Raw genomic sequence first — 25582 nt, forward strand, 5'->3', positions numbered from 1 at the left:
AATGCCGCAAATTGCCGACTTATCGAAAATTCCAGCCCCCGACGTCATCGAAGAGATTGACTTCGAGAAAATACTTGCCGCGCGCAAGGAGCGTTTTATCGCAGAATATCAAACGCCTGCCGAGCGCGACTATTGGCGCAAAGTGTTGGAGCTGGAATCCGAGCCGGTTGTCAAATTACTGGAAGAGTGCGCCTATTCAGAAATGCTCATGCGCCAAGATTTCAACGAGCGCGCCAAAGGCTTAATGCTGGCATACGCAACAGGCAGCGACTTGGACCAGCTCGCCGCCAATGTCGATATTCAGCGCCTCGTTATTACCGAGGCCGACTACACCGTCGAGCCGCCCATCCAGCAGGTTTGGGAATCCGACGAATCCCTGCGCCGCCGCGTGCAAGGCGCGTTTGAAACCCTGACCACGGCAGGCAGCGAAGAATCCTATTACCAACACGCCAAATCCGCGCACGGCCAAGTCGCCGACATCGCCGTCATCAGCCCGAGCGGCGCGGTTGTCGATATTGTCGTCCTCTCGAATCAAGCAGGCGGCGTGCCGTCTGAAGCCGTCATCAAAGCCGTGACAGAGGCCGTCAATGCCAAATACCGCCGCCCGACCGCCGACCGCGTGACCGTCAAAGCCGCCCAAATCATCGAGTATCAAATCAACGCCCAAATCATCGTCTATCCCACGCCCGACTATGAGCCGATTTTGGAAAACGCGCGCACGCGTATGCGTGAAGCCGTGGACGAAAATTTCAAGCTGGGCCGCGACGTTGACCTTTCCATGATTTACGCCGCCCTCCGCGTCGAGGGCGTGCAGAGCGTCGTCATCAGCCAGCCAGCCGCCGCCATGCCGGTCACACAATATCAGGCGGCCTTGTGTACGCAAATCAATATCAGCTACGGCGGCCAAAATGAATAAATACCAAACCGCCCAGCCATCAACGCGGACGGCTTTTGAGAAGAAATTCGGCGAAGCCGAAATCTACCCCGTCCCCTACGCCGTCGTCTCCGACCTCTGGAATCCCGACAGAATCCCAGCCCACCTGTTGCCGTATCTCGCATGGGCGCTGTCGGTTGACTATTGGAATGACGCATGGGACGAGCAGCGCAAACGCGACGTCATCAAATCAGCCTACCGCACCCATAAATTTAAAGGCACGAACGGCGCCATCGAAGAAGCCCTAAAGCCCTTCGGCGTGACCGCCAAGATTACAGAATGGTTTCAGACCAAGCCCATCGGCTCGCCTGCCAGCTTTGCTCTGACCCTGATGGCCGAAGAAGCCATCAGCCAGGCCGACTATCAGGAAATGCTGCGCATCGTCCAAAAGGTTAAGCCGGTCAGCCGTCATTTAAGCGGCTTGACCGTCGGCGTTATGACCTACGGAAAACTCAAAGCCAGCGGCATTACCATCAGCGGACAACGCACGACAATTTACCCATACATCAAGCCAAAAATTAATTTAAAACCGGCAGGCCGCGCCGCCGCCGCATTACAACACATCGACGTCATCACAATTAACCCGAAAGCCAACCCATGAGCCAACAGTATTACACCCTCGTCACCAACATCGGCGCCGCGCGCATCGCGAAAGCGACCGCATTAGGCACAGTCGTCAACTTGAGCCAAATGGCAGTCGGCGACGGCGGCGGCAAACCCATCACGCCGTCTGCCACAGCCACCGCCCTGACGCGCGAAGTGTACCGCGCAAGCCTCAATATGTTGGAGGTTGACGAAAACAACCAAAAGCAGGTCATCGCCGAGCTGCTCATCCCCGAAGAAGAAGGCGACTTTACCATCCGCGAAGTCGGCCTCTTTGACAACAACAACAACCTGATCGCCATCGGCAGCATCGCCGACAGCTACAAGCCGCGCCTATCCAGCGGCTCGGCAAGTCAGCAAATCATCCGCATGGTCATCCAAATAGACAACACCGACGCCGTCGGCCTCAAGGTTGACCCTGCCGTCGTTTTGGCGACTCGTGAATATGTCGAAAAACTGATTAATAAAAAATTTAAAGACAACGGCTTCGGCGGAGCGGCGCAGATTGTTTTATCGTTTGACAGCCGCCGCGAGTTTATTGCCGCCCTCGAAAATCTGACAAAGCTCAAAGACGGCGCGGTAATCATCGCCCAAGGTCATTTATATAAAAAACAAACCGGCGCGCGATATATTCCCGATGCGCCGGATTGGCTGCCCATCGATGAATCATTTGCCCACTTTGACGGCGACTACATCGACACGCGCGAAAAAACCATCGTCCGCTGCCGCTATCATCAAAAAAATGGCAAAAAATGGAACATTACCGAAGTCATCAATCCCAAGCCCGGCAGCATCAGAAAAATCCTTTTAGGCGAGCCTGACGCACAAAAAAAAATCAAATTAGAAAAACTGCATGACTACGTCGGCAATAGCCGCGCGCGCATCCTTTTGAGCTGCGACGGATGGACGACGCCGCCGGTAGATGGCAAAGCGGCGCTGCAAGGACTGCAAATCGTTGACGGCAAAGTACATCGAGACTGGGCATCATCAGATTACGACACCAACGCCGCCGCCGTTTGGATGCGCAACGGCAAATTAAAAGCCGCCAAAAGCAAAGACGGCAAGTCGGCCGCCCAATGGGTTGACGAAGGCGCGGAATGGTCAGCAAGTTTCGCTCGCGGCCCTGTCTTGGTTGAAAACGGCAGCGTCATTCAAAACCCTGACACATATTTGAGCGCGCGCGCCGCCATCGGCCAACGTGCCGACCGCAGCATCGTGCTTTTAAACCTCGAGGGAATCAGCGGCTCATACGGTGCAACGCTGCAAGAATCCGCGCAAATCATGGCAGATGAAGGCTGCCTGATTGCCGTCGCCCTCGACGCTGGCGGATCTTCGCAGGTTTGGTACGGCGACGCATACGCCTGCCCATCTTCAGACGATGGGTTTCAAACAGGGCGCGCCATCCCTTCCGCCATTGAAATCATTGCCGATGTTGTCGAGCCATACGATACCGGATGGATTCCGCTTCCAGTAATCGATGGCGTTAAAGCTGGCAGTAAAGGGCAAGGCGGCGCCGCCATCGCGTACCGCCAACGCGGCGGCGACATTGAATTAAGGCTTGACACCGTCTATTCATTTAAAGCCAACATCGAAACAATCATCACAACAGAAGAAATACCGAAGCGTTTCCGAAATCAGGACTATAGACCACTTAGGGCAATTGCCTGCGGCTTCGGCGGTGCAGTAGTCCCTTGGTGGAGCGGAACATATATCAGCATTCAGCCGCATAAAGACACTCCATACACCTACGGCTACACCGAATGGCACACCCCAAACAGCAAATAATCAAAAGAGGTAATTATGTTTTATATTTTTAATCATCATGGGCATTTCGCCGAGAAAATGAGTGTCGAGCCGCCTATTTTGCCCCAAGGCTACTTTTATTTAGAAGCTGCGGACGATTTGGGCGAATACTTGTTTTCAGACGGCAAAACCGTGCAGGAAGCAACCACGCCGCCACCGTCTGAAGCCCATATCGTCAAGGATGGGGAATGGGTTTTGCCAAATGAGCGCGAAGCCGCCATCTTGGAAGAGCTACGAGCCGAAAAAATCATCAGCTTAAATGCGGCGGCTCAAGCGTTTATCGACCGCGCCGCCGGTATCGATAAAATCCCAGGCTTTGAAGTGCAGACATGGGTCATCCAAGCGGCCGAGGCAAAAGCATGGGCGGCTGATAAATCTGCCCCTACGCCAATACTCGACCAAATCGCGGCCAGCCGAGGCGTACCGGCTGACGCACTCAAACAGGCGGCTTTGAAAAAGACTCTCGCCTATGAGCAACTGACCGCATCCATCACAGGCCAGCGGCAGGCGCTGCAGAGCAAAATCGAATCCGCCAAAACCAAATCAGCCTTAGACAAAATCAAAATCGAGTTTAAGCTGCCGGAGGCCGTCTGAATGAGTAAAATTTATTTGGCATTGTACAAAGGCCGAAAAAAAATCCAATCTCCCAAAGACATCATCTACCGCTTGACTGATTGGGCAATCCGCAAAGCGACGCGCGGCGAATATTCCCACTGCGAAATCGCCGTCCGACTACCTGACGGTCAGTTTGACTGCTACACATCGTCCCATCGGGACGGCGGCGTCCGTTGCAAGCGCATGGAGCTGCCGTCTGACAAGTGGGATTTGATTGAGCTGCCCAAGCCTAATCTGACCTACGGCCGCGCCATGAAACTATGGCGCGAAACAAAAGGCAAGAAATACGACCTTTCAGGCGTTTTGGCCGTCAAGTCGGTTTTCCGACGCCTGAAAATTCGCCAAGCTCCGGATAAATGGTTTTGCTCCGAATGGTGCGCCGCCGTCATCGGCTTTGGCGAGCCGTCCAAATATTCGCCGTCAGACCTTGCCGTTGTCATGAAGCAAGACCAATTTTAAAAAATACCCAAAAAATCCCACGCGCTCGCCACACGCGTGGGATTAATTTTTAATAGTGTATCAATCGTCCAACCCACAAAAAGGAAGCCCCAATGGCAGAAGCAAACCGCCATCATGGCATCACAGCCAACGAATACACCGAAGGCGTGCGCAGCATCAGCGACATCTCGACAGCCATCATCGGCATGGTTTGTACCGCCGAAGATGCCGACGCAAAAGTATTTCCGCTGAACACCCCGATTTTCGCCACCTCCGCCTACGACCTGCTCGCCAAAGCAGGCACAAAAGGCACGCTCGCCAAATCCCTCGACGCCATCGTTGACCAAGCCGACGCACAAGTCGTCATCGTGCGCGTTGCCGACAGCAAAAACACCGAAGAACTCAAAGCCAACGTCATCGGCACAGCCGAAGGCGGCAACTACACCGGCCTCAAAGCCCTGCGCCGCGCCAAAGCCGTGACAGGCTATACCCCGAAAATCTTGGGCTGCCCAGAGCTGGACAGCCAAGACGTCTTGACCGAATTGGTAGGCGTTGCCCAAGCGACGCGCGCCTTTGCCTACGGCAGCGCAGGCGGCAATCCCGACATCACGGAAGTGGGCAACTACCGCAAAAACTTCGGCCAGCGTGAGCTGATGTTGATTGACAACGAGTTTATGGCATTCGACCCTGCCTCCAAGAAAACCGAGACCGCCGCCACCATCGCCCGAGTATTGGGCGCGCGCGCCAAACTCGACAAAAATGTTGGCTGGCACAAATCAATCTCCAACACTGAAATCAACGGCGTCAGCGGCCTGAAATTCGCGCGCAGCTTTGATCTTTTGGACAAAAACTGCGACGCCAACACCCTCAACAACAAAGACGTCACCACCCTGATCCGCGAGGACGGTTTCCGCGTTTGGGGCAACCGCACCTGCACCAACGACAGCATGATGGCTTTCGAAGTCGCCACGCGTACCGCCCAAATCATCCAAGAGACCATCGCTTCCGCCTTCATGTGGGCTTTGGACAAGCCGATGCATAAGAGCCTGATGGAAGACATCATTATGGCCATCAACGCCAAATTGGCGCAGTACGTCAACAAAGGCTACATCTTGGGCGCGCGCGTGTTTATCGACAAAACCCTCAACACCTCCGAAACCGTCCAAGCCGGTCAATTCACAATCAGCTACGAGTTCACATGGGTGCCGCCACTGGAAAACTTGGTTTTCAACCAACACGTTACCGACACCTTCTTTGTTAACTTGGTTGACAAGGTCATCACATTCGCCAACACCCTGAAACCGACTACCGTCTAGGCCGTCTGAAAGGAAACCCACCCCATGAAAATGCCAAAAGTCCTTAAAGGCTTTAACTTATTCGTCGATGGCGAGAACCAATACGGCGTAACCGTCGACATCACGCGCCCAAAAATCAGCCGCCAAACCGAAACCTACACGCCGGGCGGCGGCATGATTGAAATGACCGTCGTCCACGGCTTTGAAAAGCTGACAATGGAAATCACATCCAAAGGCTACGACGCCGATATGCTCAAATCTATGTCAAGCAGCATTGACGGCAAGCTGCTGCGCTACCAAGGCGCGCTGCAAGAAGAAGACGGCACAGGCTACCAAACCCTCAAAGGCGAAGCGCGCGGCCGCATTACCGAAGCCGACCCCGGCAGCGACAAACAAGGCGAAGGCGGCGAGCATAAATTCACAGTCGAGCTTGTTTATTGGAAAGAAAGCGTGGACGGCAGCCCCATCGTCGAAATTGACGTCATGGGCAATAAAGCCGCTTTCGGCGGCCAAGACGAACGCGCCGGCCTGCGCGCCGCGTTGGGCTTGTGATGAAAACCAAGAATCTGGCCATTTACCAGGGCGACACCTATTTATTCAAAGTCGCCCTGACCAACGAAGCAGGCGAGCCGTTGCAAATCGACGGCCTGTCTTTTGCGCTGGCCGTCAAATTCCCCGACGGTGCAACCATTGCGCCCGAGCTGACCGTTGACGGCAACATCGTCAGCCTGCTGTTTCCATCCGCCCTGACCGCCGCCATCACGCACACAACCGCCGAATACGACCTCCGCGCCATCAGCGGCCAGTACGTCAAAACCTATTTGCGCGGCCAACTGCACATCACGCCGAGCATCACGCCCGTGACCGCAGGCGACGGCGGCGAAATCCACGAAGAGGCCGTCAGCGTTACCGTTTCCGAAGCCACCATCATCCGCGCGGCTGGAAATCGAAGCCCGACGGCATACGATGACAGCGAAATCAAGCAACGGCTCGCCGCGCTGGAAAACCGCCAAGACCGAGACACCGTCTACGACGACAGCGACATCAAGCAACGGCTGACCGCGCTGGAAAACCGCCAAGACCGAGACACCGTCTACGACGACAGCGACATCAAGCAACGGCTGACCGCGCTGGAAAACCGCCAAGACCAAGACACCGTCTACGACGACAGCGACCTCAAGCAACGGCTGACCGCGCTGGAAAACCGCCAAGACCAAGACACCGTCTACGACGACAGCGAACTCAAACGCCGCCTCACTGCTTTGGAAAACCGCCCTGCCCCTAAAGCAGAATCGCCATATAGTGAAATTCAGGAGGGCTACATCGCCCGTGAAAATTTCGGCTTTATCCCCGAAAACAACACGCCGGCCACAGTATCTTTCCCCAAACCATTCAGCCGCCGCCCTGATATTTTCGAGGTATGCTTAGACATCCGAAGCAATTCGGCACGCTTGCAGTACGTCCAAAACGTGACCGCGTCAGGCTTTGACCTGGCCACCAATTACAGCCCAGAGTTAAAAGGCGTTTGGTATCGCGCCGCCATCTTAAAATCCAAATAGGAGCAAACAATGCAAACCATCAAAATCAACGACGACAACACCCTGACCATCGAGCTTTCCACCGGCGACCGCTACACCCTGCGCGAGCCGCTGGCCAAAGACATGGAGGGCTTGGGGCAGGACTTGATTAAAGTCAAACACACAGACACCGTTCAAAAACTGCTGGGCAAAATCTCAACGCCGCCGCTGACGCGTGTCGCCTATGGCAAATTGAGCATGTCGGACGCTCAAGTCTTAAATGTTGCCATTGATTTTTTTTCAGCGCCGCCGTCAGCCAAAGCCGAGATGGAGGCAGCCTTGCAGGACTTGGGCTACTCCCAAAGCTCAAATTCCGAGCAGACCACGTCGGCCGAATCCTAAGCGGCGAAGCCGACATCTATCAGGCGGCGGCAGAAGACGAGAAAAAGTATTACAACCTAATCAACGACTGCCTCGCCCAATGCGCGGCGACCTTCGGCAGCCTCGACAAGTTTGAGCAATGCAATATCGCCGAGCTGATTGAGTGGACCGACAAAGCCGTCCAAATCAACACGCCCGAAGAGTAAACAAAGGCCGCCTGAATATTTCAGACGGCCTTTTGTAATCAAAAACAGGAAACATCATGTCTAAAAGCCTCGAATTAAAAATCATCATGTCGGCCACCGACAAAGCCAGCGCGGCTTTCAAAAAGCTACGAGAGGGCAGCAACGTTTTAGCGCAAAGCCTAAAAAAGGCAGAGGCAGAATTGCATGACCTAGATAAAGCCCAAGAAAATCTATTAAGAAAAAACAAATTAAATAAAGAATTAAGCAAAAACGGCGAAGCATTAAGAAAAAACGCCGCCGAAATCCGCCGCCTGAATAACGAAATTGCCAAAACAGGAACAGCGAGCAAAGAGCAAGAAAAAGAATTACGCGACTTGACCAAAGCAAACAAAAAGCTGACACAGGCGCAAGAGAAAAACTGGGAGAAAGTCAGAAAACTCGACCAGGCATTATCTGCCGCCGGTATCACGGCCAAAACATTCTCAAACGCCCAAGACCAATTAAATAAAAAACACGAAGCGGCATCTAAAGCGGTAGAAAAGCAACGGCTGGCATACGAAAAATTACAAAACGCCCAAAACAAAGCCGCCGCCGCCAAATCCCAAATGACCGAAGCAGGCATGCGCGCCGTCGGCCTGATGTACACCGCGCGCGGCATTGCCGACACCACGCGCAACGTCCTCTCTTCGCCGGTCAAAGCCTACGCCGAAACAGAGGCCGCCTCCACCGACCTGCGCGCGGCCATGATGGACAATACCGGCAAAGTATCCGCCGACTTCAAAGACATTGAAAACCTTGCCACTCGCTTGGGCGACCGCCTGCCGGGTACGACCGCCGACTTTAAAATCATGATGCTCATGTTGCGCCGCCAAGGCATAGAATCAAAAAAAATCTTAGGCGGCACAGGCGAGGCCGCCGCCCTCTTGGCCGTCCAACTCAAAAAAAGCCCAGAAGCCGCCGCCGAGATGACAGCCAAACTGCAAGACGCTATGCGTGCGACCGAAGACGAGATAAAAGGCGTTATCGACCAAGTTCAGCGGCTGCATTACGTAGGCGTTGAAGATAGTAATATTCAAGGCGCGTTTGAAAAAATGGCCCCAGCCCTCGACATCCTCAACATCAAGGGCGAGGCAGCCATGAAGACGATGGCGCCGCTCGTCGGCATGCTTGACCAATCAGGCTTAGTAGGCGAATCAGCAGGCAACGCCATGCGCAAAGTGTTCACGCGCATGATGGATACCAAGAAAATTGCCAAAGCCACAAAAGGGACAGGCATTTCCCTCGACTTTACCGACGGCAAGGGCGAATTTGGCGGCTTAGACAAAATGTACGACGAGCTGGCCAAGCTCAAAGCCGTCAACACCGAGCAACGCCTCAAGATTCTGCAAGGCATCTTCGGCGATGATGCCGAGACGCAGCAAGCCTTAAACACCATGATCGATAAAGGCAAGGCAGGATACGAAGAATTTGCCAAAAAACTGGAATCGCAAGCCAGCCTCGAACAGCGCGTCAACGACCAATTAGGCACGCTGACCAACTTATGGGACGCGGCAGGTGGCACGTTTACCAACTTTCTTGCCAAAATGGGCGAATCCATCGCGCCTGAATTGAAAGAAATAACCAAATGGATCGGCGACGTTAACGAAAAATTGAGCAACTGGGCCGCCCAAAATCCAGAGACCGCTAATACCATCATGAAAATCGTCGCCGCCGTCGGCATCTTCCTGACCGTCATCACAGGCATCGGCGCGGCCATTTCCGCCGTCCTCGTCCCCATCGCCCTGGCTAAATTTTCATTCTTCAGCCTCTTCGGCGTCTTCGCAGGTGGCGGCGGCGCGATTTCCACGATTATCGGCTGGCTTGGCCGTCTGGGCATGGCGCTGCTAGGCTTTGGCGCAAAAGCGGCGGTTTTCCTTGTGACCAACCCCTTCGGCTGGGCCATCCTCGCCGTTACTGCCATTGTTTTGCTATGGCGCAACTGGGAAACAGTCAAATCCGCCCTGATTGCAGGCTGGGAATGGATTAAAAAAGTATTCCAACAAAACCCCCTGCTCGCCGCCTTTACCGGCCCTATCGGCTGGCTCATTGCCCTGCTCGCAAACTGGAATAAAGTCAAAGCCGCCCTGATTAGCGGCTGGGAATGGATTAAAAAAACATTTTCCGGCAATAACCCAATCGCCATCGCCATGGCGGCCGCAATGGGTCCCATCGGCGCAGTCATCAACAGCTTCAGAATCCTGCGCTCCGCTGCCGTCGGCGCGTGGGAATGGCTCAAAAAGGCCACCTCCGCAAAAGCCCCGGCAACGCCGCCCAGCATTGGCATTCCCAATCGCGGTTTTTCCGTCGGCGGCTACACAGGCGCAGGCGGCGTCCATGAAGCCGCAGGCGTTGTACACAAAGGCGAAGTCGTATTCAATCAGCGCGACGTCGCCAAATTTGGCGGCTGGCAGGCAGTCGAGGCCATCCGACGCGGCGGCGCAGGCGTACTCGCCAACATCGGCAACCGCTTGGGACTGGGATTTTCAGACGGCCGCCAAACCGCCCTGCCCAGCCCGACCCGATTCAATGCTGCGCCCCACGCCGTCAGCATGGCGGGCGACAACATCACAATCAACGTTCACGCCGCGCCGGGCATGAGCGAGCAGACCCTCGTCAACGCCATCATGGCCAAGCTCGAAGCGCGCAGCCAAGCCAAGCAGCGCCGCCGCAATTCCTCATTTTTCGATAAGGACTAAATCATGGTTTTATTAGGCAGCTTGGGGATGTTCGTGTTTTTAATGCGTACCATACCCTTTAATCAATACAGCCGCAGCCAGGCATGGAAACACCCAAACCAAGCAACCGTCGGCACCATGCCGCCGGCACAATTTACAGGCAAAGACCCAGAAGAGATGACCATCGAGGGCGAGCTGCGCCCCGAAGTCACAGGCGGCACGGGCAGCATCGAAGCCCTGCGCATGATGGCGGCTACCGGCAAGCCCTACACCCTAATCATGGGCCACGGCAAAATCATGGGCAGCTATGTGATAACCAACATCCAAGAGCGAGGCAGCCAACTGAATCCCGACGGCTCCGCGCGCGCCATCTCTTTCAGCATGAGCCTGAAAAAAGTTTCCGACAGCGCGCTAGGCCTCGAAGGCGCCGCCCTCAACGTCGCCGTCTCCGTCGTCCGAAACCTGACAGGGATTTAAGCCATGCAATTAAATTTTGATTCCATCAGCGCGGCCGCCCAAAAGGCCGCTGCTAAAATCTTTGACGAAGTCAGCGGCAAAAACGCCCGACATCTCACGCCGGCAGCCGAGCTGACCATAGACGGCCGCCGCTTTGGCACGCAGGCAATGAGCCGCATCATCAGCATCAGCCTGACCGACAAGCGCGGCTTTGAAGCCGACGAGCTGACCATCGAATTGGACGACCACGACGGCACCATTGCCATCCCTAAAACAGGCAGCAAAATCACGCTCAAGCTGGGCTACCAAGAAACTGGCCTCGTCGAAAAAGGCGAATACCTCGTCTCCGAATTTACCGCATCAGGCAGCCCCGACCGCCTAAGCATTACCGCGCGCGCCGCCGACCTCGCCGAAGCCCTCGCCGAGCAAGTCGAGAAAAGCTGGCACAAGCAAACCCTCTACCAAATCATTGAGACCATCGCCAAAAAACACAAATACGAATACATCATCAGCAAGGATTTTCAAAGCCAAAAAATAGAACACATCGACCAAACCAACGAATCAGACGCGTCCTTTATGAGCCGCCTTGCCGAGCAATACGACGCCATCGCTACCATCAAAAACGGCAAGCTCTTATTTATCCCTGCAGGCGAGAGCCAAACCGCCAGCGGCCAGCCCATTCAGCCCACCACCATCACGCGCGCCAGCGGCGACAGCCACAGCTTTACCTACTCCAGCAATAACAGTTATCAGGCCGTGCGCGCCTATTACACCGATAAAAAAACAGGCCAAAAAAAAGAAGTCATCGTCAACAAAGACAACGCCTACCCCAATAAAAAGACAGTCAGCGAGACAAAAATCATCAAAGGAAAAGCCGTAAAAGGCAAAACCCAAAAAGGCAAAGCCACCAAGGGCAAGACGGTAAAAGGCAAAAAAGGCAGGCAGTACACAACAAAAAAAGTCACGACGACAAAAACCGTGACAGACAATCGCAAAGTCAACACCGACGGCCAAAAAATCAAAACCCTGCGCCATCTGTATGCCACAGAAAGCGGCGCATGGTCAGGCGCGCGCGGCGCATTCAAAAAAATCCAGCGCGGCGTTGCCGAATTTAGCATTACCCTCGCCGTCGGCCGCCCTGACCTCTACCCCGAAACGCCTGCCGTCGTCAAAGGCTTTAAGCCCGAAATCGACGCAGAAGCCTGGCTAATTAACGAGGTTTCGCATAAAATCGACAGCGGCGGCTATACCGCAAGCATACAATTTGAAGCGCGCATCGTCCCCGACATCACGCTCTACGAAGACGCGCCGACCAACAACTTCCAGCCGACAGGCGAAATTACGGAGATTCTAAAAAATGGAAAACCAAACTCATGATCCATATTCATGGATTGACCGACAAATCCAATACTGGCAACAAAAAAGCCGAGAAGCCAGCGAAGCCGCCGACATCGACGCATTCAACCACGCCGAGCGCGAACTCGCCAATTATCAAGCCATGCGCCAAATAAAATATTAGCCCGACAAAAAGGCCGTCTGAAATTCAGACGGTCTCTGTTTTTAATTCGATTTCCGCTCAAGATATTGCCGCCGCACCTAATGCGGTAATGCAAGCATTTTTTCAAAAAAATTAAAAATAAAATACTTCGCCGGTACTTATTTTGACGACGCCGCCGTCTATACGGTCAATTCGGAAAGTCCGACCATCATGTTTATCCAAATCCCAGCCTTCTAAATAGAGGCCGTCAAATCCATGAATGACGAAGCGGCGGTCAGAAAATTCGCCTTTCGCATTCGTATAAGAAAAAGTGATTTCGTCGCCCAGACTTAAGCCGTCTGGAAGCTCTTCACTTTCGGCGTCATCGTCAAGGATAAAATCGTCATCGTCCAAATACGAATCATAACGCTGGCTTGTTTCCGCCCTCTTTTTCTGCCAAGCCTTAAAAGCGACAAAGTTTTCATAACGCGCCTTTAAATCCGGGTCATTCGGATTGATGTATTTCGATCCGCTGACTTCGGGCGGCGGCAAATCGTCGCCGTTGTTTTTCTTCAGCAATGCCGTCTGTAAATCAAGTTTGCTTTTCATGTTTCGGACGGAATCAAACAGAGCCGACGGTGTGAGAATCTGTTTTGGCTCTTTGGGCGCGGCCTGCTCTTTCGGTGCAGGCGCAAATTTTCGGCGGTTGTACAGCCGCCAAATCGGAAACGGCAAAAATAGCGCACTGGCCGCCGCAATAAATACAAAATCATTCGCCTGATTGACCGCAAGCGAAAATATAGCCAAAGCCACAAAGCAGCCGAAAAAGCCGACAGGAATCGTCCAGAGCAAGTGCAGTTTGCTTCGTGGGCTAAACTCCATCGACAGCCAAACAGAATAAAACGTACACACGCCCAAGACGAATAAGGCCACCAAATCAGACATTTCCTCGCTCATAAAATCCCCTTTTTCTTAAAAAACTAAATATCCAAAAAATCCAACGGCAACACCTTCCAGAATTTGCCGTGAATAAACAAATCGTCAAATTCTTCCGGCTCGATGACAAAGTCGGATTTTCCGTAAATCGGATTATCGCTTGTAACGTGTATCACGCCAGCTTTGCCGCGCGCCAGGCGTTTGATGTAGGTATAGCCCTGAAACGTGAACAAGTACACGCCGCTCGATTCAAAATCGACGACATCAGTTTTAATCAGCGTGATCGACTTCGGCGGTATTGTCGGCTCCATGCTGTCTCCGTCGGGCGACATCAGCTTCACGCCGTGCAGGTTGTCCGTGCCGAGCAGCTCTTTAAGAGCAGACTTAGGAATCTCCAGCGAGTGCAGCAATTCGGGATAGTCGGCATTCAAATGGCCACTGCCACACGAGGCGGCAACGTCGAATAAATCCAGGCGCGCGGTTTCTTGGCCGTCTGAAAAATCAACTTCTCTATACATTTCTAAATCTTTTCTATACTTTTCGCCTAGACCATCTGCAAGCCAACGAGTAGAAAATCTTGTCTTCTTTTCAAATGCTAACAGCGGTTTTTTACCTAACCCTGTCTGACCGTTGAACCATTGACCGACAAGACCTTTAGACACTCCGGCGAAGTCTGCCAAGTCCTGTTGAGTGATTAGGCCGTATTCAGCCATCAACTCTTGAAGTCTATCTTTCAAATCCATCACTAAAAATCCCAGCCAAAAAAATACTTAGTAAAAACAATGATTATTTAGAATTCTAAACTATTATTTGTTTAGTATGCTTGACTAGACAAGTTTAGGAATGTATAGTTCACTAAACTTTAAAAAAGGACAAAAAATGAAAACAGACCAACAAGTCAAATTCATTAAAGAATTGGGAGGCGTTTCAGCGGTTGCAAAAATTTGCGGAATCACACGAGGAGCAGTTTCTCAATGGCAGAAAAACGGAATCCCGAAAGCGCAAATGAACTTCTTAAAAGAGAAATTCCCCTTGCAATACAAACAAATTTCAGACGGCCTACCAAACTAACCGGAGCAAGAATCCGAACAAACGGTTACAGGCGAAAAAAAGATAACGGCCTATGACGGTAAATTTTTTAAACACTTGATAAACAAGGAAATACAAAATGGAAATTAAAAAATTTGAAGTAAACAGCCCTTCTGATTTGCTGATGATGATTGCAAATGTTTTGGCAAGCGCGGAAAGCAAGCAACAGGCAGAAGAAGCCCAAGAAGAAACCTTGCCGCCTGTAACAGTTGCAGAGGCTAAAGGCATTAATGATTTCGCCATCGGCAAAGAAGTGATCATCCGAACTTATTCTGCAGGCGTTTGGTTTGGCGTGTTGAAACAAAAAGCAGGCAATGAAGTGATTTTGGTTAAAGCGCGCCGTATGTATGAATGGTGGGCAAAGGAATCAATCAGCCTGTCAGGTGTCGCACGACACGGCATCAAGCAAGAAGACAGCAAGATTTGCGGTGAGCTTGCTTCCGTATGGCTTGAAGCGATTGAGATTATTCCGGTAACAGGCAACGCAGCCGAATCAATCCGCACCGCACTGGAGATCGAACAATCATGAGCTACTTAGATAAGCCAATTAACCACGGCTCAGGCTACGGCGACGGCAACGGCGGCGGCAAAGGTAGCGGCTACGGCTCCGGCTACGGCGACGGCAACGGCGGCGGCAAAGGTAGCGGCTCCGGCTACGGCTACGGCTACGGCAACGGCAACGGCGGCGGCAGCGGCGAAGGCTACGGCTACGGCAACGGCAGCGGCGACGGCAGCGGCTACGGCGGCGGCGCAGGCAGCGGCGCAGGCAGCGGCTACGGCAGCGGCGAAGGCGACGGCGAAGGCTAAAGATGGAGGCGGCCGCCGACGCAGACGTCCGAATCAAACACGGTTTAATTTAAAAAAATAAGAGGTGGGGATATGTCAAACAATCAATTAATCATCGTAAACGCCAAGCACCAAGAAATCGCGCGTCATGAGCTGACCGACCGCGAAGCCGAAAACTTCCGCCTCGCCGAGCCGATGAAACGCTTTCCGAATATCCGCGCAACGGCGACCTACCGCAAACACGGCGGCGGCCTAGTAGTTTATGCAAGGGAGCAAGCCCATGACGGTCAAAAATAGAAACCAACACGAAAAAGGCCGTCTGAAATTGGCGCAGCAAGCCTGCCCATGCTGCGAAGAGCCTTGTGTCATTTACGCGTCTTTCCGGCAAACCGTCCTGACCCGCTTATATTATTTGCGCTGCACCAATCCCCTCTGCGGATGGACTGGAACAGGATATTTTGAGATTAGCAGCACGATTCAGAAAGGCAGCCGATTCTATGCCGAAAAGAGCAAAGAGCCGCCGGAAATCCACGGCGAAACGCTCAAGGCAGTGGAAGAGGATATCAAACTCATGCAGCAGGAAACGCTGCTTCCATAGGGGATAGGAAATGAATCAACCGCAAGCCATGCAAAGCATCCGCCAAACGCTGGTCGCCGCCAAATCCAAGCAAGCCAAGATTTTTAATGCCCTAGAGCGCGACGCCATGCCCAGCCGGCCGAAACCAGCCTACACAGCCAACGAGCTGGCCGCCATGACCATGACGCTGGGGCAGGTGGAGCAAGTGGAGAAAGTGCAGGAAATCGTCGCCCAGCTTCGGCAGTTGGTGCAATCGGTCAATACCATCAATGTCGCCTACGGGCTGGGGCTGCCAAACCTGACCGCAAACGAGATTAATCACTACCTGCTCGACCTCGATAATCGCGTCAGAAGCGCAGGCTACGCCGCCAACAAAATGGGCGTTGAAGAAGTCGTCAAAAAAATTGGAACAGTACAAGCCAAACAGCGGCCGCCCATCACAGACCGCCGCGCCATCAGAGGCAATTAAGGGGAAAGAAAAAGATGAGAATTTTAGCTTTATTTGACGATGGCAACGGCAGCGTAAAAAAGGCACTGCCTGAGCATGATGTAGTGTCGGTAGGGATTGGGAATGCCGACATTGTGATGGATTTATCAGACTTGAAGAATATTAAAAAACTTGTCGATATGCACAAGAAAGAGCCGTTTGATTTACTGATGGCAAGCCCGCCGTGTGAATCTTGGAGCTTCGCAACAGGAGGAGATAACGGAAACGCTTACCGAGATAAAAACAGCCTAGCATTACGAACTTTTCAAAACTGGAAAAACAATCCGTATGTGGCAGTCCGTAAATTGGTTGAGCGTAACGCGCCTGAAATTCCTGCTGTCTATTCCAGATATTTTAGAAAGGGAGTGAACGGCGATTTAACAGCGTTGTTCACGGCTGAATTGGTCAAGGCTTTGGGAATCCCGTTTGTTATCGAGAATCCTCAATCATCAATGATTTTTGACAAGTTGGAGCGTGAGGGATTGAGTTTCGTGAAGAACGTGGCCTGTTATGCCGCATATAGCGATGATTTCCCGCTTAAAAGAACTGGTTTCGCTTCAGGCGTGGCGATGAATTTAAAACAGGCGAAGCGCGCGAAATTTGCATTTTGCGATTGGAAAGGAAGCAAACATATCGTGCGGTCATCCATACCTGTTGATTTAATTAAAGACATTGTGAGTTATTTTGAATAAAGAAAACAAAAGGATTAATCATGAAAATCAGAATCCGCTACATACTCGACATCATCGCAATGGCTTTGGCGATGTGGGCATTAATGACCATGATGCCGTCTGAAGCCAAAACCGCCGAAGAAACGCCGACAGTCATGGACATCCAGGCGCGCGAAGCCGAAGCCAAAGCCGCAGCCGACTACGAAAGCCCGGAATACGACCCGACACAGGGCGACGCGGAGGCAGCGCGATGACGGTGCAGGAATTGTTTAACGACATCCCACTCTGGCAAGTCGCCCACATCCTGCCCCACGAAGCGGCGCAAATCGTCGCCGAATGGTTGCACGAAGAAGCGCAACGCCGCAGCGAGGTGGAATACACCGAGAAAGAAATCGCCGATTGGGCGGCGAGAATTGGGAATATTAATTAGGTTTTAGGTAAGCGTTTATTTAAAAGAAAGGATTAAAAATGAATACATTGGAAAGTATTAAGGAGTGGTTCGGAAAAGCAGTGCCACAACCGAAGATTGAAAATCAGATGATGCAGATAGGCTGTCATTTTGAAGAGATTAAAGAGATGTGCCATGCCATGAATCTCTATTGTGACGATGTTGTTACTCAAGAATTGAGGTTCAAGACTAATCTTTTGTCATATAGACACGGTATCGAGAATATGGGCAGCAAAGAAAAAGCGGCAGTTTTGGACGCGCTTTGCGACCAAATCGTTACAGCCTGCGGCGTAGGCTACATGATGGGCTTTGATATGGCAGGCGCGTTGGACGAAGTGAATAAATCCAACTGGAGCAAATTCAAAGACGGCGTACCGGTATTTGATGAAAACGGCAAAATCGCCAAAACAGACGGCTACTTTAAGCCTGATTTGGAGAAGTTTTTAAATAAAAATAAGGAGTTATAAAAAATGGAAAATGGGATTTGGCCGAGTAATCCACGCATATCAGACTTAATCAGGCGATTGGAAGACTTGAAGGCAGAGCATGGCAACTTGCCAATAACTCACGAACCTCTGCGGGGTGGAGTTGTGTATGCCGACATAAGTGAATTTAAAGTTGCCTATGTTAGACCTAAAGAAAAACGTGAACGAACATGGTCTTACCGTATCGGAGCAGCCCAAGAAGGCGATTTTAAAGTAGTAAAAGTTTAAAGGGAAAAAGATGAAAACTTACAAAATCATGAATTACGAGCCACACGGCAGCGACGTGCAAATCGGCAAAATCATCGCAACGGCAGACGGCGAAGCAGTCCTCGAAATCAACGCCGACGGCGGCGGCAAGAAAAAGCCCTACAAGACCATCAATGCCGCACTGTATGAAGTACGAAACCGACGCGGCTGGCCGTCAGCTTATTTGGTACGCGAGGCAGCCTGATGGATATTGTTTTCCTGATTTTGGTTTTGCTGACGATTTTCGCAGTAGCCGTCGCCCTCGCCCTGTTGGTTTTATTGTGCGCGTATCTCTTATGGGCGGAAACGCAGAAAGAATACGAGCTATGAATCGAGAGCTAGAGGCCAAAAATTTTGAAGCATGGGCGCGCAAGCGCGGCATGAATCCTCAACAAAAGCCGGGCGGCGGCTACTACTCGAGAGAGACCCAAGTCGCCGCGATGGCTTGGAGCCAAAGGGCAAAAATAGGCGAGGCAGGATTTTGGATGACAACGCAAAACAGACCGCCTGAATATCAACAGATTTTATTTTTTGACGGCGAAAAAGTGCAGGCCGGTTTCTACGGCCAGCGGCGATACGAGAATTTAGAGGGGCGCAAATTCCCCGAAGCAGAGGTCACATACTGGCGGCCTTTCCCTGATACACCCTACGGCCCGATTCGGGCGGACGATTAACGAAAATGACCTATTTCCACATGGCTCCGGTATTGGAGCAAGACATACAAAAGACCCTGCCCCACGGCCTGGCCTATGTGGTTATCAGCAGCTGGCAGCGCACGGCCAACCCTGCCGCAGGGCTGGCCGATTTGGCTGCCGCTGTCAAAGCCGACAAAGAGGCGGCGCGCGCGCTTGCCGCCGTGCGAAATCTACACCTGCCCGACGGCCTCGACCTGTCGGCAGATAACGAGACCATCGAAGCCAGGGCGCAGGCTTTGGCTGCTAAGTTTGAGCAAAAAGAAATGCTGGGCATGGGCTACAAGCACATGATGGACGCAGCCGACAAAGAGGGCATCCGCTCCGCCGAAGTATTTGAGCAGCAACTGCGCAAAATCGCCAAAGCCGCCGAAAGCGACGATGAAGAGCTGCTGGCCGAAGGCATAGCCGGCATTAAAGGCCGTCTGAAAGAAAAAAAATGGTGGAAACGCCAACTCTACAAATTTATCTACCGCGTATTTGAAGCCGTCATGCGCGAATGCGGCATGGTACACCGCCGCGCCGGTTTGTATATCTCAAACGAGGCATTCAAACGCTTTGAGCAACGCAAGCTCAAGGCGCGCGCGTTTTTCGAGCAAGCCGAAGCAATCTGCGAAGAGACTGGCGAATCATTCGTCTTGGCAGAATTGTGGGAGCATTCAATGGCTAATCCTGCCATCCGCCGCATGGAGCTGATGACGCGCATGAGAGGCTTTGACGAAATCAGCCGCGTGCATGGCCACTACGGCTGCATGGTTACACTGACCTGCCCTAGCCGCTTTCACAAAAAACTGTCTAAAAACAGCGCCGACAATCCGAAATTTGACGGCAGCACGCCGCGCGATGGCGCAGACTACCTGCAAAAAGTCTGGACGCAAATCCGCGCCAATCTTGGACGCGCCGGTATCCGTATCTACGGCTTCCGCGTTGCCGAGCCGCACCATGACGCAACGCCGCACTGGCACTTGCTCCTATTCATGGAGCAGGCACACAAGGAGGCTTTCCGCCGCGTTGTCGCCAAATACGGCTGCCGCGCCGACCGCGAGGAGCTGGGATTAAATTATTTTGAGACCGACAAAGAGCGCACCGCCGAAGCGAAACGCCGCCAAGAAGCCATCATGCGCGAATCTGGCAAGAAAATCAGCCTCGCCCAACTCAAAGCCGCCATGAAGACGGAGGACGAGTTTTGGGAGAATTATTCTTTCCGCTTTTGGCAAAAATCGCGCGCGTCTGCCCGTGTTGACTTCAAAGACATCGACCCGGCCAAAGGCTGCGCCGCTGCCTATTTGGCAAAGTACGTCTCCAAAAATATTGACGGCCTGACCAACTCCGGCGAGAGCATGGGCGACGATGACGAGGCAGAGCCAGGCACATCAGCCGCCGAAACCGCAAAACGCGTCGGCGCGTGGGCTTCGCAATGGGGCATCCGCCAATTCCAACAAATTGGCGGCGTGCCGGTTACTCTTTATCGAGAGCTGCGCCGCGTCCACGTTGACGCCGAAGATTCTCTCTTGTATCGCGCCGTCCACGCGGCCGACCAGGGCGACTGGGGCAAATTTGTCGCTTTATTGGGCGGCGAAGACTACGCATTCGTTAAGCGCGCGGATTTGCCGTTGGCTTTGTACAAAGAAGAAACAGACGAGCGCAACCAATACGGCGAAGAGAAAGCCGCAATCCTGCGCGGCGTCGTCGAGCTTGAAACGGGGGAATACCTCATTTCACGCGAGAAAGAGTGGGTTTTGAAATACGGCGGCTCCGCCGCCGCTTGGACTCGTGTCAATAACTGTACGGAAATCTCCGAGGCAGATTTGGCGGCAGTTTCCGACACGATAACTTATAAGATTCCGTCAACGCCCGAAGAAATTGAGCAAACCCTCGCCGCCTGCGAGGAAATCGACGACCTGCCGAACTGGGATATTTTGCCGGATGAAAGCTGGGATTTTGATTTATATGGTTTCGACGGCGAAGAGCAAGGCAAAGGCCGTCTGAAAAAAGCCGATCAAGACAAAATCATCGCCGCCGCGCGCGAAGCCGCTGACGCGGCTCGTCAAAAATCTTTGGATATTTGGAAATTTAAAGACTACATGCGCCGCCTAGACGGACTGCGCATGGTCAAACCGCTGACCGACGACACGCCGGTCATCAAACAACAACGCCGCCAACGCTACCAACCGCGCCCACGCGTGTGGACGGTTGACGACGTCTTGGCACGAGGCCAAGAGCTGCTGGCCAAAATCGGCGAAGAATTGGAAAAATTGGATTAAAACGAGGGGCAAGGAATGAATGAATACATAACGCTTGAACAGGTCAAAGAGCTTTGGACGATACCGGGCAAAAAGCCGCCATCAACAGCCACAATCTGGCACCGCCGCCGCGCCGGTTTGATACCGCAGCCAAAGCTAGTCGGCCGAGACAACCTATACAAGCGCGAAGATGTCATCAGAATGCGAGACGAGTTTTTGGGAGGTTGAGAAAATGGGGAAAGATACAATTTTGAGAAAAATTTTAAGAAAGAAACGGATAGATATAGGAATTACACAGGAAGAAATGGCTCAAGAATTAGGAATCAGCAATGCAATGATGAGTAATTTGGAGCTGGGGAAATCGACGTCAGAGCGATTACTGATTGCAATAGTGCAAAAATATAATATTTCAGCCGACGAATTTGTAGAAATTGCATGGGAATATTTTTTAAATACAAGACGAATTATCGGGCTTCCTAAAATTATAAAAAGCCAGGAAAACAAATTAAAAACAAGTTTGTCGGAAATGGTAAAAGCCAATTTTGAACAGATTAAAAACTAGAAAATGCCGTCAAATCGACGGCATTTTTTGAATTTTTTATTTGGTATTTTATTTGGTATTAAATCAAATAATAGAAAATATACAATATAAAACAATAAATTAAAATTGAATCTGATAGCCTTCCTCTCTGCCAGATACTAAAGACACCAGCTAACGGTGTCTTTTTTCATATCTGCTCTTTTTGAATATGTTGAATATGGTTGATCTCGTCTATCCGAACAGGGTGTAATGTCTTATCAAGTATCTTACCCTAGTAACATTTTGATGAAAATTCGTGATTTATCCTAAAATCCCGATACCATTTTCCCCTGATATAAAATCTGCCCTATACGTTTATTTCATCATAATGAAAGGCCGTCTGAAAGTTTTCAGACGACCTCTTTCTTAAAACCTACCAAATCCCAAACCATTGTTTATCAGACTGCTTTTTATTGGCATTCTGCTGCTCGTGGTTTTGACGGCGAAATTGCCAAGGCGCTTGCGGATTGTCTTTTTTCCATAAGCCCTTACGTTTTTCCTTGGCTTGTTTTTGTGCGGCCGAATAGTCGGTGTAGGCGGTTTTACTTTGTTGTTTTTTGGCATAACTTACATAATGCCATGCGGCGCCATCCCGTATCTGCATTAAATTCAGGTCGATCGTGCCGACTGATACTTGTGCAACTTCGCGCTGATAGCGGTCGGCTTCAAACACGCGGACTTTGGCTTTTTTATTTAATGCGGCATCAATCAGATTGTCTCGTGATTGCGTACCATAGGCCTGATTGATTTCCGGCGCATCGATATAGGCCATGCGGATTTTGTGTTTTCGGCCGTCGCTATCGATAATGTGCATGGTATCGCCATCATGGATTTTGATAATTTTTCCGTTGTATGTGTAGGATTGTCGCGATGCCTTTTGTTTTTGTTTCTGTTCTTGCTTGGGCTCAGCTTCGGTTTTGGTGTCAGATGTGGCTTTGACGACATTTTCTCCCAGCCATTCATTGACCTTTTCCAAACCGATATTGTCGTTTTGTGCCAATGTTGCGGCAACGCTTACCCCGCTACGAATCAACTCGGTATCGCGTGAGCTGTAACCCAGTGCGCCCAAAACGGATAAAACAACAGGCAACCATTTGATAATTTTACTGATTTGCATATTTTGCCAAATTGAAGGCCGTCTGAAAGACCTGATGTACTTTCAGACGGCCTTTTAAGATTGATTAATCTTCATTAATCCTGACAAGGCAGGATGACTTTTGCACCTTCTGCCGTACCCAAAACCAACACATCGGCGGCATCACGGGCAAAAATACCGTTTTCGACTACGCCGGTGATTTTGTTGATTTCGTCTTCCATTTTCAGGGCTTGGTCGATATTGAGGCCGTGAACATCAACGATTTGGTTACCATAGAAAGTAGTATAGCCGACACGCAACTCAGGCTGTCCGCCCATGGCAAGCAGTTTGCGCGACACCAGCGAACGGGCATTTTCAACCACTTCCACCGGCAATGGGAATTTGCCCAAACGGGAAACATATTTGCTTTCATCGGCAATACAGATAAATTTATCCGATGCGCTGGCCACGATTTTTTCATTCAAATGCGCACCGCCACCGCCTTTAATCATTTGCAGCGCGTGGTTGACTTCGTCTGCGCCGTCAACATAAACCGCCAAACCCATCACATCATTCAGTGAAACTTCTGGAATTTCGTATTTTGCCAAAAGCTCGCTGGATTTTTTGGAAGTAGATACGGCGCCCTTGATTTTCTTACCGCTTTTACCCAAAGCTTCGATAAAAAAGTTAATGGTAGAGCCGGTGCCGATACCGATGTATTCATTTTCAGGAACAAATTCCACCGCTTTTTCGGCAGCAATGCGTTTGAGTTCGTCTTGAGTTGCCATGTTGTCAGTCTTTCGGTTTGAATGATGAAACGATTTTAAGCCCTTAGGCTTTAATCAGCAATACTGCCGCTTGTGCTTCAATGGCTTCCATACGCCCCAGATAGCCGAGTTTTTCGTTGGTTTTGCCCTTGATGTTGACGCAGTTTTCAGGCAAGCCCAAATCTGCGGCAATATTGGCGCGCATGGCCGGAATATGTGGCGCGAGTTTGGGTTTTTGCGCAATCACGGTCGTATCGACATTAACCACCTTCCAACCCAATGCCTGCACGCTTTGATAAGCCTCACGCAACAGCACACGGCTGTCTGCATCTTTGAACTCGGCGGCAGTATCAGGAAAATGGCTGCCGATATCGCCCAAACCGGCCGCGCCCAACAGGGCATCGGTAATCGCATGCAAAAGCGCATCGGCATCGGAATGACCCAGTAAGCCCTTTTCAAACGGAATGTTGACGCCGCCGAGTATCAAATCTCGCCCTTCAACCAACTGATGGACATCGTAGCCCTGTCCGACACGGATATTCATATTATTTCCTTAAATAATGGGTTTTGATTGTTCAGACGGCCTTGAGCAACAATCTGACAATGTATTCGTCTTGCGGCAGCGTCAATTTTAAATTGCGCGTATCGCCCTGCACCAAGCGCGGCCGGATACCCAGTTTTTCAACCGCTGACGCTTCATCCGTAATCTCACTCAAATCATCAACCGATAAGGCGCGATTTAATAAGGCCGTCTGAAAAAGCTGCGGCGTTTGCGCCTGCCATAATCCTGCACGTGCAACGGTTTCATCAATATGATGACTGCCGTCTGCCCGCTTGAGCGTATCAGCCACCGGTATGGCCAGAATGCCACCTTCATCATTCTCGCCTGCCTCATCAAGCAAACGCGTTAACGCTTCGGCAGGCAGACAACAACGAGCGGCATCATGAACCAAAATATTGTCTTGCGCCTCGGCCAAACCTTGTTCTAATAGAGTAGATACGCCGTTGCGTACCGTTTCGGCACGACTTGCACCGCCCACTCGGAAGACACGCACTTTCTCAGACAGGGCCGTCTGAAAAACCGAATCTTCCGGCGAAAGAATAACGGCAATTAAATCTATGCGTGAGTGTTGCTCAAAAATTTCTATGGTGTGTTGCAATACGGTTTTACCATTGATTTCAACATATTGTTTGGGTTTTCCCGCGCCAAATCGCGCCCCGACACCGGCAGCGGGAATCAAAGCGATATTGCGGCGCATCATGCTGACGCTCCGGCATCGGCCTCATCCGGCGTTTCAGCCTTGCGCCATACGCATGCTTCGCCCAAATCGTCCAAATATTTTTCATGTGCGGCCAGCTCGTCCGCATCGGCTTTGATGACTTTCAACTGCGATGTACGTTTGGTTTCCGCAATAATGGTTGGTTTGACTTCGCCCTCTTCTTCCACCTCTCCGCCCATCAGGTCGAACTGCTGACGCGTCATGGCAAGATAGACTTCACCCAAAAGCTCGCAGTCGATTAACGCGCCGTGCAAGACACGTTTGCTGCGGTCAACGGAAAAGCGGTTACACAAGGCATCCAAGCTTGCCTTTTGCCCCGGAAACATTTCACGCGCCATGGCCAGCGTGTCGGTGACTTTACAACCCAGTTCCTCAATAGAAGGCAAACCCATGCGGCGGAATTCCATATTCAGGAAGCCGACGTCAAACTTGGCGTTATGGATAATCAGCTCTGCGCCACGTATGAAGTCGGCAATCTGTTTACCCACTTGGGCAAACGGCGGCGCATTCTTCGCTTCCAATACTTCAATCGTCAAACCATGCACCTTCGCTGCTTCCTCCGGCATATCGCGTTCCGGGTGGACATATAAATGAAGGTTGGAGTCGGTCATTTGGCGGTTGATCATTTCCAAGCCGGCAAATTCGACCAGACGGTCGCCGTTTTCAGGATAAAGGCCCGTGGTTTCCGTATCGAGGATAATCTGACGTTGGCTCATGGTTGGTGGTTTCTGCAATTATCAAAACGTCCTGAATCATACTGAAGGCCGTCTGAAATGTATAGTCAGCAAAACTTTAGCTGCTT

At 51.6% G+C, this 25582-nt stretch carries 37 protein-coding genes; 29 read left to right on the top strand and 8 right to left on the bottom strand.

Going from position 1 to position 25582, the window contains the following annotated elements; translation table 11 throughout:
• The first annotated feature begins 1 nt into the window (after window position 1).
• The 9 genes from ACTHUT_RS00635 to ACTHUT_RS00675 all read left to right on the top strand — a co-directional run bounded on the left by ACTHUT_RS00635 (window position 2) and on the right by ACTHUT_RS00675 (window position 7607).
• Window positions 2–916, top strand: a complete 915-nt coding sequence (locus ACTHUT_RS00635) for a baseplate assembly protein (protein ID WP_440386357.1) — start codon at window positions 2–4, stop codon at window positions 914–916.
• Window positions 909–1535 carry a phage tail protein I gene (locus ACTHUT_RS00640; RefSeq protein WP_440386356.1) on the top strand — a complete coding sequence of 209 codons (627 nt, stop codon included), beginning with the start codon at window positions 909–911 and terminating at the stop codon, window positions 1533–1535. The genes ACTHUT_RS00635 and ACTHUT_RS00640 overlap by 8 nt, the downstream gene beginning before the upstream one ends.
• Complete coding sequence (locus ACTHUT_RS00645) at window positions 1532–3322, top strand: phage tail-collar fiber domain-containing protein (RefSeq protein WP_440386355.1); 1791 nt, start codon at window positions 1532–1534, stop codon at window positions 3320–3322. Before ACTHUT_RS00640 ends, ACTHUT_RS00645 begins: the two co-directional genes overlap by 4 nt.
• Window positions 3323–3337: 15 nt before the next feature.
• Entirely contained in the window at window positions 3338–3934 is a 597-nt protein-coding gene (locus ACTHUT_RS00650; RefSeq protein ID WP_440386354.1) for a phage tail protein, read from the top strand.
• Window positions 3935–4414: a hypothetical protein gene (locus ACTHUT_RS00655; RefSeq protein ID WP_440386353.1), complete on the top strand. Its 480-nt coding sequence runs from the start codon at window positions 3935–3937 to the stop codon at window positions 4412–4414. It begins immediately after the preceding gene.
• Window positions 4415–4506: 92 nt separating this feature from the next.
• On the top strand, window positions 4507–5709 hold the full coding sequence (locus tag ACTHUT_RS00660) for a phage tail sheath subtilisin-like domain-containing protein (RefSeq protein WP_440386352.1): 1203 nt from the start codon (window positions 4507–4509) through the stop codon (window positions 5707–5709).
• Between the two features lie 24 nt (window positions 5710–5733).
• The gene (locus tag ACTHUT_RS00665; protein ID WP_440386351.1) at window positions 5734–6240 is read left to right on the top strand and encodes a phage major tail tube protein; all 507 of its coding nucleotides are present in this window, start codon (window positions 5734–5736) and stop codon (window positions 6238–6240) included.
• Window positions 6240–7247, top strand: a complete 1008-nt coding sequence (locus ACTHUT_RS00670; protein ID WP_440386350.1) for a hypothetical protein — start codon at window positions 6240–6242, stop codon at window positions 7245–7247. The genes ACTHUT_RS00665 and ACTHUT_RS00670 overlap by 1 nt, the downstream gene beginning before the upstream one ends.
• A gap of 9 nt (window positions 7248–7256) precedes the next feature.
• Window positions 7257–7607, top strand: a complete 351-nt coding sequence (locus tag ACTHUT_RS00675; protein ID WP_440386349.1) for a hypothetical protein — start codon at window positions 7257–7259, stop codon at window positions 7605–7607.
• Between the two features lie 56 nt (window positions 7608–7663).
• On the opposite strand, the gene ACTHUT_RS00680 is transcribed toward ACTHUT_RS00675, so the two are convergent.
• A complete protein-coding gene (locus tag ACTHUT_RS00680; protein WP_440386347.1) occupies window positions 7664–7834 on the bottom strand; it encodes a hypothetical protein in 171 nt (56 codons plus the stop codon).
• A gap of 14 nt (window positions 7835–7848) precedes the next feature.
• On the opposite strand from ACTHUT_RS00680, the gene ACTHUT_RS00685 reads away from it, so the two are divergent.
• The 4 genes from ACTHUT_RS00685 to ACTHUT_RS00700 are packed head-to-tail and all read left to right on the top strand — an operon-like array spanning window position 7849 to window position 12460.
• A complete protein-coding gene (locus ACTHUT_RS00685) occupies window positions 7849–10506 on the top strand; it encodes a phage tail tape measure protein (RefSeq protein ID WP_440386346.1) in 2658 nt (885 codons plus the stop codon).
• Window positions 10507–10509: 3 nt separating this feature from the next.
• Window positions 10510–10962: a phage tail protein gene (locus ACTHUT_RS00690; RefSeq protein WP_440386345.1), complete on the top strand. Its 453-nt coding sequence runs from the start codon at window positions 10510–10512 to the stop codon at window positions 10960–10962.
• 3 nt (window positions 10963–10965) lie between these two features.
• Complete coding sequence (locus tag ACTHUT_RS00695) at window positions 10966–12318, top strand: contractile injection system protein, VgrG/Pvc8 family (protein ID WP_440386344.1); 1353 nt, start codon at window positions 10966–10968, stop codon at window positions 12316–12318.
• Window positions 12299–12460: a hypothetical protein gene (locus tag ACTHUT_RS00700; protein WP_440386343.1), complete on the top strand. Its 162-nt coding sequence runs from the start codon at window positions 12299–12301 to the stop codon at window positions 12458–12460. The genes ACTHUT_RS00695 and ACTHUT_RS00700 overlap by 20 nt, the downstream gene beginning before the upstream one ends.
• Before the next feature lie 111 nt (window positions 12461–12571).
• Here ACTHUT_RS00700 and ACTHUT_RS00705 read toward each other — a convergent pair whose 3' ends face one another.
• Window positions 12572–13375, bottom strand: coding sequence for a WYL domain-containing protein (locus tag ACTHUT_RS00705; protein ID WP_440386342.1), 804 nt, complete (start codon window positions 13373–13375; stop codon window positions 12572–12574).
• A 23-nt stretch (window positions 13376–13398) separates the two neighbouring features.
• Complete coding sequence (locus tag ACTHUT_RS00710) at window positions 13399–13872, bottom strand: S24 family peptidase (RefSeq protein WP_440386341.1); 474 nt, start codon at window positions 13870–13872, stop codon at window positions 13399–13401.
• Window positions 13873–14233: 361 nt separating this feature from the next.
• Between ACTHUT_RS00710 and ACTHUT_RS00715 the strand changes: the two genes are divergently transcribed.
• From ACTHUT_RS00715 to ACTHUT_RS00790, 16 genes are all read left to right on the top strand, one after another.
• Window positions 14234–14425: a Cro/CI family transcriptional regulator gene (locus ACTHUT_RS00715; RefSeq protein WP_440386340.1), complete on the top strand. Its 192-nt coding sequence runs from the start codon at window positions 14234–14236 to the stop codon at window positions 14423–14425.
• 97 nt (window positions 14426–14522) lie between these two features.
• Complete coding sequence (locus ACTHUT_RS00720; protein WP_440386339.1) at window positions 14523–14972, top strand: DUF6948 domain-containing protein; 450 nt, start codon at window positions 14523–14525, stop codon at window positions 14970–14972.
• Window positions 14969–15250, top strand: a complete 282-nt coding sequence (locus ACTHUT_RS00725) for a hypothetical protein (RefSeq protein WP_440386338.1) — start codon at window positions 14969–14971, stop codon at window positions 15248–15250. The genes ACTHUT_RS00720 and ACTHUT_RS00725 overlap by 4 nt, the downstream gene beginning before the upstream one ends.
• Before the next feature lie 72 nt (window positions 15251–15322).
• Window positions 15323–15526: a hypothetical protein gene (locus ACTHUT_RS00730; RefSeq protein WP_440386336.1), complete on the top strand. Its 204-nt coding sequence runs from the start codon at window positions 15323–15325 to the stop codon at window positions 15524–15526.
• Window positions 15510–15827, top strand: coding sequence for an ogr/Delta-like zinc finger family protein (locus tag ACTHUT_RS00735; protein ID WP_314575466.1), 318 nt, complete (start codon window positions 15510–15512; stop codon window positions 15825–15827). The genes ACTHUT_RS00730 and ACTHUT_RS00735 overlap by 17 nt, the downstream gene beginning before the upstream one ends.
• A 10-nt stretch (window positions 15828–15837) precedes the next feature.
• The gene (locus ACTHUT_RS00740; RefSeq protein ID WP_440386335.1) at window positions 15838–16275 is read left to right on the top strand and encodes a hypothetical protein; all 438 of its coding nucleotides are present in this window, start codon (window positions 15838–15840) and stop codon (window positions 16273–16275) included.
• A 14-nt stretch (window positions 16276–16289) separates the two neighbouring features.
• Entirely contained in the window at window positions 16290–16985 is a 696-nt protein-coding gene (locus ACTHUT_RS00745) for a DNA methyltransferase (protein ID WP_440386333.1), read from the top strand.
• 20 nt (window positions 16986–17005) lie between these two features.
• Window positions 17006–17218, top strand: a complete 213-nt coding sequence (locus ACTHUT_RS00750) for a hypothetical protein (RefSeq protein ID WP_440386332.1) — start codon at window positions 17006–17008, stop codon at window positions 17216–17218.
• Window positions 17215–17394, top strand: a complete 180-nt coding sequence (locus ACTHUT_RS00755; protein ID WP_107832002.1) for a hypothetical protein — start codon at window positions 17215–17217, stop codon at window positions 17392–17394. The genes ACTHUT_RS00750 and ACTHUT_RS00755 overlap by 4 nt, the downstream gene beginning before the upstream one ends.
• 38 nt (window positions 17395–17432) lie before the next feature.
• Window positions 17433–17879 carry a nucleoside triphosphate pyrophosphohydrolase family protein gene (locus ACTHUT_RS00760; protein ID WP_440386331.1) on the top strand — a complete coding sequence of 149 codons (447 nt, stop codon included), beginning with the start codon at window positions 17433–17435 and terminating at the stop codon, window positions 17877–17879.
• Between the two features lie 3 nt (window positions 17880–17882).
• The gene (locus tag ACTHUT_RS00765) at window positions 17883–18125 is read left to right on the top strand and encodes a head morphogeneis protein (RefSeq protein ID WP_440386330.1); all 243 of its coding nucleotides are present in this window, start codon (window positions 17883–17885) and stop codon (window positions 18123–18125) included.
• 10 nt (window positions 18126–18135) lie between these two features.
• A complete protein-coding gene (locus tag ACTHUT_RS00770) occupies window positions 18136–18348 on the top strand; it encodes a hypothetical protein (protein WP_440386329.1) in 213 nt (70 codons plus the stop codon).
• Complete coding sequence (locus ACTHUT_RS00775) at window positions 18348–18473, top strand: hypothetical protein (protein ID WP_440386328.1); 126 nt, start codon at window positions 18348–18350, stop codon at window positions 18471–18473. The genes ACTHUT_RS00770 and ACTHUT_RS00775 overlap by 1 nt, the downstream gene beginning before the upstream one ends.
• Complete coding sequence (locus ACTHUT_RS00780; protein ID WP_440386327.1) at window positions 18470–18817, top strand: hypothetical protein; 348 nt, start codon at window positions 18470–18472, stop codon at window positions 18815–18817. The genes ACTHUT_RS00775 and ACTHUT_RS00780 overlap by 4 nt, the downstream gene beginning before the upstream one ends.
• A 5-nt stretch (window positions 18818–18822) precedes the next feature.
• Window positions 18823–21099 carry a replication endonuclease gene (locus tag ACTHUT_RS00785; protein WP_440386326.1) on the top strand — a complete coding sequence of 759 codons (2277 nt, stop codon included), beginning with the start codon at window positions 18823–18825 and terminating at the stop codon, window positions 21097–21099.
• 211 nt (window positions 21100–21310) lie between these two features.
• Window positions 21311–21640 carry a helix-turn-helix domain-containing protein gene (locus ACTHUT_RS00790; RefSeq protein ID WP_440386325.1) on the top strand — a complete coding sequence of 110 codons (330 nt, stop codon included), beginning with the start codon at window positions 21311–21313 and terminating at the stop codon, window positions 21638–21640.
• Between the two features lie 391 nt (window positions 21641–22031).
• Here the strand turns inward: ACTHUT_RS00790 and ACTHUT_RS00795 are convergent, their stop codons facing one another.
• The 5 genes from ACTHUT_RS00795 to dnaQ form a co-directional block, all read right to left on the bottom strand.
• Window positions 22032–22775, bottom strand: a complete 744-nt coding sequence (locus ACTHUT_RS00795) for a thermonuclease family protein (protein WP_440386324.1) — start codon at window positions 22773–22775, stop codon at window positions 22032–22034.
• A 74-nt stretch (window positions 22776–22849) separates the two neighbouring features.
• On the bottom strand, window positions 22850–23521 hold the full coding sequence (rpiA, locus tag ACTHUT_RS00800; protein ID WP_440386323.1) for a ribose-5-phosphate isomerase RpiA: 672 nt from the start codon (window positions 23519–23521) through the stop codon (window positions 22850–22852).
• Between the two features lie 43 nt (window positions 23522–23564).
• Window positions 23565–24044 carry a 2-C-methyl-D-erythritol 2,4-cyclodiphosphate synthase gene (gene ispF / locus ACTHUT_RS00805; RefSeq protein WP_003679071.1) on the bottom strand — a complete coding sequence of 160 codons (480 nt, stop codon included), beginning with the start codon at window positions 24042–24044 and terminating at the stop codon, window positions 23565–23567.
• Between the two features lie 31 nt (window positions 24045–24075).
• Window positions 24076–24762: a 2-C-methyl-D-erythritol 4-phosphate cytidylyltransferase gene (ispD, locus tag ACTHUT_RS00810; protein WP_315093620.1), complete on the bottom strand. Its 687-nt coding sequence runs from the start codon at window positions 24760–24762 to the stop codon at window positions 24076–24078.
• Window positions 24759–25496: a DNA polymerase III subunit epsilon gene (gene dnaQ, locus ACTHUT_RS00815; protein WP_036490680.1), complete on the bottom strand. Its 738-nt coding sequence runs from the start codon at window positions 25494–25496 to the stop codon at window positions 24759–24761. The genes ispD and dnaQ overlap by 4 nt, the downstream gene beginning before the upstream one ends.
• Between the last annotated feature and the right edge of the window lie 86 nt (window positions 25497–25582).

It is taken from the genome of Neisseria sp. P0022.S010 (assembly GCF_051956635.1).

Excerpts from the sequence above, each read along its gene's own strand:
- ACTHUT_RS00635 (WP_440386357.1), top strand. The coding sequence starts at position 2 with ATGCCGCAAATTGCCGACTTATCGAAAATTCCAGCCCCCGACGTCATC.
- ACTHUT_RS00640 (WP_440386356.1), top strand. The coding sequence starts at position 909 with ATGAATAAATACCAAACCGCCCAGCCATCAACGCGGACGGCTTTTGAG.
- ACTHUT_RS00645 (WP_440386355.1), top strand. The coding sequence starts at position 1,532 with ATGAGCCAACAGTATTACACCCTCGTCACCAACATCGGCGCCGCGCGC.
- ACTHUT_RS00650 (WP_440386354.1), top strand. The coding sequence starts at position 3,338 with ATGTTTTATATTTTTAATCATCATGGGCATTTCGCCGAGAAAATGAGT.
- ACTHUT_RS00655 (WP_440386353.1), top strand. The coding sequence starts at position 3,935 with ATGAGTAAAATTTATTTGGCATTGTACAAAGGCCGAAAAAAAATCCAA.
- ACTHUT_RS00660 (WP_440386352.1), top strand. The coding sequence starts at position 4,507 with ATGGCAGAAGCAAACCGCCATCATGGCATCACAGCCAACGAATACACC.
- ACTHUT_RS00665 (WP_440386351.1), top strand. The coding sequence starts at position 5,734 with ATGAAAATGCCAAAAGTCCTTAAAGGCTTTAACTTATTCGTCGATGGC.
- ACTHUT_RS00670 (WP_440386350.1), top strand. The coding sequence starts at position 6,240 with ATGAAAACCAAGAATCTGGCCATTTACCAGGGCGACACCTATTTATTC.
- ACTHUT_RS00675 (WP_440386349.1), top strand. The coding sequence starts at position 7,257 with ATGCAAACCATCAAAATCAACGACGACAACACCCTGACCATCGAGCTT.
- ACTHUT_RS00685 (WP_440386346.1), top strand. The coding sequence starts at position 7,849 with ATGTCTAAAAGCCTCGAATTAAAAATCATCATGTCGGCCACCGACAAA.
- ACTHUT_RS00690 (WP_440386345.1), top strand. The coding sequence starts at position 10,510 with ATGGTTTTATTAGGCAGCTTGGGGATGTTCGTGTTTTTAATGCGTACC.
- ACTHUT_RS00695 (WP_440386344.1), top strand. The coding sequence starts at position 10,966 with ATGCAATTAAATTTTGATTCCATCAGCGCGGCCGCCCAAAAGGCCGCT.
- ACTHUT_RS00700 (WP_440386343.1), top strand. The coding sequence starts at position 12,299 with ATGGAAAACCAAACTCATGATCCATATTCATGGATTGACCGACAAATC.
- ACTHUT_RS00705 (WP_440386342.1), bottom strand. The coding sequence starts at position 13,375 with ATGAGCGAGGAAATGTCTGATTTGGTGGCCTTATTCGTCTTGGGCGTG.
- ACTHUT_RS00710 (WP_440386341.1), bottom strand. The coding sequence starts at position 13,872 with ATGTATAGAGAAGTTGATTTTTCAGACGGCCAAGAAACCGCGCGCCTG.
- ACTHUT_RS00715 (WP_440386340.1), top strand. The coding sequence starts at position 14,234 with ATGAAAACAGACCAACAAGTCAAATTCATTAAAGAATTGGGAGGCGTT.
- ACTHUT_RS00720 (WP_440386339.1), top strand. The coding sequence starts at position 14,523 with ATGGAAATTAAAAAATTTGAAGTAAACAGCCCTTCTGATTTGCTGATG.
- ACTHUT_RS00725 (WP_440386338.1), top strand. The coding sequence starts at position 14,969 with ATGAGCTACTTAGATAAGCCAATTAACCACGGCTCAGGCTACGGCGAC.
- ACTHUT_RS00730 (WP_440386336.1), top strand. The coding sequence starts at position 15,323 with ATGTCAAACAATCAATTAATCATCGTAAACGCCAAGCACCAAGAAATC.
- ACTHUT_RS00735 (WP_314575466.1), top strand. The coding sequence starts at position 15,510 with ATGACGGTCAAAAATAGAAACCAACACGAAAAAGGCCGTCTGAAATTG.
- ACTHUT_RS00740 (WP_440386335.1), top strand. The coding sequence starts at position 15,838 with ATGAATCAACCGCAAGCCATGCAAAGCATCCGCCAAACGCTGGTCGCC.
- ACTHUT_RS00745 (WP_440386333.1), top strand. The coding sequence starts at position 16,290 with ATGAGAATTTTAGCTTTATTTGACGATGGCAACGGCAGCGTAAAAAAG.
- ACTHUT_RS00750 (WP_440386332.1), top strand. The coding sequence starts at position 17,006 with ATGAAAATCAGAATCCGCTACATACTCGACATCATCGCAATGGCTTTG.
- ACTHUT_RS00755 (WP_107832002.1), top strand. The coding sequence starts at position 17,215 with ATGACGGTGCAGGAATTGTTTAACGACATCCCACTCTGGCAAGTCGCC.
- ACTHUT_RS00760 (WP_440386331.1), top strand. The coding sequence starts at position 17,433 with ATGAATACATTGGAAAGTATTAAGGAGTGGTTCGGAAAAGCAGTGCCA.
- ACTHUT_RS00765 (WP_440386330.1), top strand. The coding sequence starts at position 17,883 with ATGGAAAATGGGATTTGGCCGAGTAATCCACGCATATCAGACTTAATC.
- ACTHUT_RS00770 (WP_440386329.1), top strand. The coding sequence starts at position 18,136 with ATGAAAACTTACAAAATCATGAATTACGAGCCACACGGCAGCGACGTG.
- ACTHUT_RS00775 (WP_440386328.1), top strand. The coding sequence starts at position 18,348 with ATGGATATTGTTTTCCTGATTTTGGTTTTGCTGACGATTTTCGCAGTA.
- ACTHUT_RS00780 (WP_440386327.1), top strand. The coding sequence starts at position 18,470 with ATGAATCGAGAGCTAGAGGCCAAAAATTTTGAAGCATGGGCGCGCAAG.
- ACTHUT_RS00785 (WP_440386326.1), top strand. The coding sequence starts at position 18,823 with ATGACCTATTTCCACATGGCTCCGGTATTGGAGCAAGACATACAAAAG.
- ACTHUT_RS00790 (WP_440386325.1), top strand. The coding sequence starts at position 21,311 with ATGGGGAAAGATACAATTTTGAGAAAAATTTTAAGAAAGAAACGGATA.
- ACTHUT_RS00795 (WP_440386324.1), bottom strand. The coding sequence starts at position 22,775 with ATGCAAATCAGTAAAATTATCAAATGGTTGCCTGTTGTTTTATCCGTT.
- rpiA (WP_440386323.1), bottom strand. The coding sequence starts at position 23,521 with ATGGCAACTCAAGACGAACTCAAACGCATTGCTGCCGAAAAAGCGGTG.
- ispF (WP_003679071.1), bottom strand. The coding sequence starts at position 24,044 with ATGAATATCCGTGTCGGACAGGGCTACGATGTCCATCAGTTGGTTGAA.
- ispD (WP_315093620.1), bottom strand. The coding sequence starts at position 24,762 with ATGATGCGCCGCAATATCGCTTTGATTCCCGCTGCCGGTGTCGGGGCG.
- dnaQ (WP_036490680.1), bottom strand. The coding sequence starts at position 25,496 with ATGAGCCAACGTCAGATTATCCTCGATACGGAAACCACGGGCCTTTAT.